Here is a 4,367-nt window from a genome sequence, read left to right as displayed (position 1 = left end):
AGTTTGATCAGCCGCTTAGTGCGGCGGCTATCCCCTAAATCAGCATATTGAAAAGTGTCTTTTGCCCATTGCTCAGCATCTGTTGAAAACATCATACGTGACCTCAACGTAGTATTTCTTATTGAGATCAGCCAGGTAGAAAAAGGTTCAAAAAAATCCCTCGATTCAATCGAGGGATTTGTGTAGAAGAGACAGCGTATTAACGGGGGTGAGGAAATTATTATTTTTATATATTATCAATTGTAATTATTAGGTTGCTATCTTTAAAACCCATTACAGGGTAAGAATAAGTCAGACTCATCAATTACAAATAATTTATAACTTATTGTCTAAGGTCAACTCTAAAACGGTATGTCATCAGAAAAATCGATAGGGGGTTCGTTACTCTGATGAGGAACGATCCTAACTTGGTTAGATGGTGTCATCTCACCACTATATTGTGGCTGCTGTGGCTGTCCCCAACTTTCCTGCCCCCCACTACGATTGCCTAATATCTGCATCTTACCGCTAATATTTACAAAAATTTCTGTAGCGTATCGATCTTGACCACTCTGATCTTGCCATTTTCGAGTTTGCAAAATCCCTTCTATATAAACCTGTGAACCTTTTCGAAGATACTCACCTGCAATTTCCGCCAGTTTTCCGAAGATCACCACGCGATGCCACTCGGTTTTCTCTCTCATTTCACCAGTTTGCTTATCTCGCCAACTCTCAGATGTTGCCAGAGTAATGTTTGCCACTGCTCCATTGTTATTTGGCATATAACGAATTTCTGGATCTGCGCCCAGGTTCCCTACCAAAATAACTTTATTAATGCCTCTTGATGCCATGATATTTCTCCTCAGATATATTCGCGTTGTGTCCAATTGCCCCGTTTCAGAGCATTAGATGCAATCGTTTCTGATTTAAAATATTCTATGGACTCACGAGATACAGGCCCTTCTTCGTTTATCGTCCCAATGTAATAACCGATACGACTACGTAAAACCCGTAATGGTAAATTTTGTCCTGCAAGTTTTGCTGCAAGTACACCGATCTTCATCATAGTATGTTCCTTTATCAATATGACAGAAACATACTTCCCTGAAAGATGTATGTTCCTATCAGGGAAGTAAAATTACGTGATTTAGAATGAGTCTGCCGCATATTGTTTTGCAGGAGCCTTTTCTTCACTAGGTGGCGTTGATTGAGTTTTTTCGGCCTTATATACCATCTCTTTTCCAACCTTAATCCAGTCGATATTAATTAGTCGAGCACGTAGGCTGGCACGCTGTTCTCCTGCGTGTTCTCCACTGTTAAGTGTAAAAATCTCAGTGGAAAGGTTACTCAAGACGAATCCAACCAACACTTTTTGATCTTCATCCACTGCTCGCTGACAGCGGTTTATAAGTTTAATGGTGTTTTCTCCGGCAACAGTAGCATCAAAACGAACATATGCCGGATTATCAGTAGGACCACTTAAGGCGTTAATCACAACCGCCAGAAAACGTCCATTAGGTCCATTTAAACTGCGAATGTTGCTTAAGTATCCAATACCATTGATATGAAGATTAAAGTATTTATTTTCATTTTTGCTATTCATCATGATGTTTCTCCTAGAAAATAAGGTAAAAAAATGAGAAACATCATCCCAATGGGATAATTGTCTCCCATTGGGAAGCCAGCCATCAGACTGACTCGATATCGCGATATGATATATGTGAAGAGTTTCTTAATCGCCTTAGCGATCCCCGTTTTCAAAGAATAAACGGGTTTACCCAGAGTATTTACTGTCTGCTTTTTCAGGTCCGGCAGATAATGTAGTCACCCGAAGGAGTTCCTCTCAGACTATCGGAACATTGATTAATACAGTCACTCGAAAGCGCTTCTTTCAGACTGCTGAAGCATTGGTAAGTTGCAAAGCAACATAGATTATTGTACATAATTAAATCAAAACACAATAATGTCAAGATATTGGCCGCAGAATTTACCAATTTTTAACATACTTAATATATCCAGCCCCTTATTTTTTAGGTACTAAAAAAGCTGATGTTAAGCCTAATATCAAAATTATACTTGTGATAATATTAACTGTTAAATAATCACTTAATATTAATAAAATTGAAGCTCCAATATTTCCAAACCTACCAGTCAGAGAGAAAGCTGACAAATACACTCCTGAACTTTGTTTTTCTATATATTCTGCATATATTGATTGTTGCAATGGGTTGATAAATGCCTCACAGCAACTCATTAAAAATATCAACATAAAGAAAATAATTTTCATATCAGACAACCAAATTGATAATGAAAACATGAATGAAAAAATCACAATTCCTAATCTTAATTTTCCTACTGTTGCTATTGATGCCTTTATTATAGGAATTAACAACAATCCAAATACTATATTTACTACTCCATTCATAACCCTAGATATAGAGAACTGTTCAACTCCATATTTAAAAGATGATAGGTAAACAGGAAGAAATTGCAAAAAAGAAAACTGGATAACATTTAAAAGCACCGCACTAATAATTATAAGAATAGCTGGTTTGTTTTTTGATATAGTATTAAAATATGACACTGTATTTTCTCTATATTCATTATTAATCACTTTTGTTTTCTTTAATCCAACACTATAAATAACAAAAACAAAAAATGAAAATAGGAATGATAAAAACAACAGGTATTCAACACTGATCTTAAACAACAAAGCCCCCAATAGCATTCCGATTGGTAAGGCCATTCCGCTTAGTATACTATTAAATTGATAAACAACCTGCCTATTATTACTACTCGTATTATCAAAAATAACTTTTTCACTAAATGGAACCAAGAAGCTGAATATAATATTTTTGATAAAATAAAAAAGTATCATTAAATTGACATCTAATACGGAAGTTATAGCCATAGCAATAACTGAAAAAGCATGAAGTAATTCACCGATTACTAATGTTTTTTTTGTTTCAAATTTACAACTCAGTTTCCCTCCTAGACCATTAAAAAAAACCCCTAAACAAAGAATGCAAATTATTAATAATCCGGCTATGGTTTCCCCTTTAGTCTGAGCAATAAAAATTGTCATAAAAGGAATAACCACATCGGTTGATATTCTCTTGAAGAAATTAGCTATCAACCTTGTTCTCACTGAATTTGTTAATGATAAAAATTCACTGATCATAATATTTTGAACAGATTGGACAGGTTGGATTTCGCTCAATATTTTCAAACTCAAAACCTTTATTAATTATAAGAGAATTAAAGGTTAATTTTGAGTTTACCGTCATATTATCTCTGTATCCTAAAAACCATTTTAGAACCTCCGCTGCACCTAAAGAACCAGCTATAGACGTAGATAAGACGTTAACAGGAACTGCTCCAGTATGTTCTGTTCTAGTATGATCATTTGGAAAAATACATGCAAAACAGGCTGTTTTTTCTTTTGGGAGTAATGTGGTTACATAACCATAGCTGAATTGTGCTGAACAATGCACCATTACTATATTGTTTTTTAAACAATACTCGTTGATTAAATTTCTTCCAGCCGGAGATTCGCCTCCCTCTACAATTAATTCATATCCACTAAGAAGACTATCAATATTATTTTTTGTAACTTTGTCCGAAACAAGTTCTATCTCAATTTCAGGATTTAAATCTTGTAAAGTTTTTTTTGCAGCCTGTCCTTTCTCGATACCTATATCTGATGTACGATAAAGCAATTGTCGATTTAAGTTTGAAAGTTCTACTTTATCAAATTCGATAATTTTTATGTGACCAATTCCAGCAGCAGCTAAGCACATTAATAATGTAGACTTTACTCCCCCTGCACCAATGACAACAACTCTACTATTAAGTAGCTTCTCTTGCCTTTCCACTCCCCATTCAGGCATATTAATCTGCCTGTTATATCTTTCATCTTTGAACATAAACATAAATAAGTCCTTATTTACTAATCAAAGCCTATAGCTACTCTTATAGTCATAGGCTTTTTGCAATGTAATATTTACTATCACGTTATAATTCATTAACTTTTAGCCGTCACAAGGCATGAATGCTATAACTTTATTTCCTTGAATGGTAACTTTATTACGAATATCTGAAAGTGGATTATATTTTTTAAATAAATCATCAATAGACTCTGCTTGCACTGTTGATTTACCTATCAATCCTTCAGCAAGACCAAAAAGTTTAAATTCTTTCATGATTCCGCCTCACCTTTAAAAATAAAAAACACATTTTATATGCATGAGATATTTTTATCTCACGCAATTTAAATTACACTTATTACCCTAAATACCTTTTCATAATTATGAGACTTCCATATTTCCTATTCCTTTCCAGCTACTTGCTGAGGCTGTATTCAAAAAGATCTTAATTTTTTTGATCAA

General features: G+C 34.3%; 7 protein-coding genes. All 7 read right to left on the bottom strand.

Features of this window, described 5'->3' with window-relative positions; all coding sequences use genetic code 11:
- Positions 1-92, bottom strand: a 92-nt coding sequence (locus tag Xind_RS19285; RefSeq protein ID WP_187650072.1) for a transposase DNA-binding-containing protein, incomplete at its 3' end; no start/stop codon positions are given.
- A gap of 249 nt (positions 93-341) precedes the next feature.
- Entirely contained in the window at positions 342-830 is a 489-nt protein-coding gene (locus Xind_RS19280) for a single-stranded DNA-binding protein (RefSeq protein WP_187650901.1), read from the bottom strand.
- An 11-nt stretch (positions 831-841) separates the two neighbouring features.
- On the bottom strand, positions 842-1,045 hold the full coding sequence (locus tag Xind_RS19275) for a hypothetical protein (RefSeq protein WP_476756470.1): 204 nt from the start codon (positions 1,043-1,045) through the stop codon (positions 842-844).
- 81 nt (positions 1,046-1,126) lie between these two features.
- Positions 1,127-1,582 (bottom strand): STY4534 family ICE replication protein, encoded by a 456-nt coding sequence (locus Xind_RS19270; RefSeq protein WP_187650902.1) that lies wholly within the window; start codon positions 1,580-1,582, stop codon positions 1,127-1,129.
- Between the two features lie 420 nt (positions 1,583-2,002).
- On the bottom strand, positions 2,003-3,208 hold the full coding sequence (locus Xind_RS19265) for an MFS transporter (protein WP_187650900.1): 1,206 nt from the start codon (positions 3,206-3,208) through the stop codon (positions 2,003-2,005).
- On the bottom strand, positions 3,150-3,911 hold the full coding sequence (locus Xind_RS19260) for a HesA/MoeB/ThiF family protein (RefSeq protein WP_187650899.1): 762 nt from the start codon (positions 3,909-3,911) through the stop codon (positions 3,150-3,152). The genes Xind_RS19265 and Xind_RS19260 overlap by 59 nt, the downstream gene beginning before the upstream one ends.
- Before the next feature lie 99 nt (positions 3,912-4,010).
- On the bottom strand, positions 4,011-4,181 hold the full coding sequence (locus tag Xind_RS19255; protein ID WP_187650898.1) for a hypothetical protein: 171 nt from the start codon (positions 4,179-4,181) through the stop codon (positions 4,011-4,013).
- Between the last annotated feature and the right edge of the window lie 186 nt (positions 4,182-4,367).

It is taken from the genome of Xenorhabdus indica (assembly GCF_014467235.1).
Taxonomy (GTDB): Bacteria; Pseudomonadota; Gammaproteobacteria; order Enterobacterales; family Enterobacteriaceae; genus Xenorhabdus; species Xenorhabdus indica.
The sequence above is the reverse complement of the archived record's forward strand: the minus strand, read 5'-3'. Positions and strand labels throughout refer to the sequence as shown.

Coding starts and splice junctions, on each gene's coding strand:
- Xind_RS19280 (WP_187650901.1), bottom strand. CDS start 830: ATGGCATCAAGAGGCATTAATAAAGTTATTTTGGTAGGGAACCTGGGC.
- Xind_RS19275 (WP_476756470.1), bottom strand. CDS start 1,045: ATGATGAAGATCGGTGTACTTGCAGCAAAACTTGCAGGACAAAATTTA.
- Xind_RS19270 (WP_187650902.1), bottom strand. CDS start 1,582: ATGAATAGCAAAAATGAAAATAAATACTTTAATCTTCATATCAATGGT.
- Xind_RS19260 (WP_187650899.1), bottom strand. CDS start 3,911: ATGTTTATGTTCAAAGATGAAAGATATAACAGGCAGATTAATATGCCT.
- Xind_RS19255 (WP_187650898.1), bottom strand. CDS start 4,181: ATGAAAGAATTTAAACTTTTTGGTCTTGCTGAAGGATTGATAGGTAAA.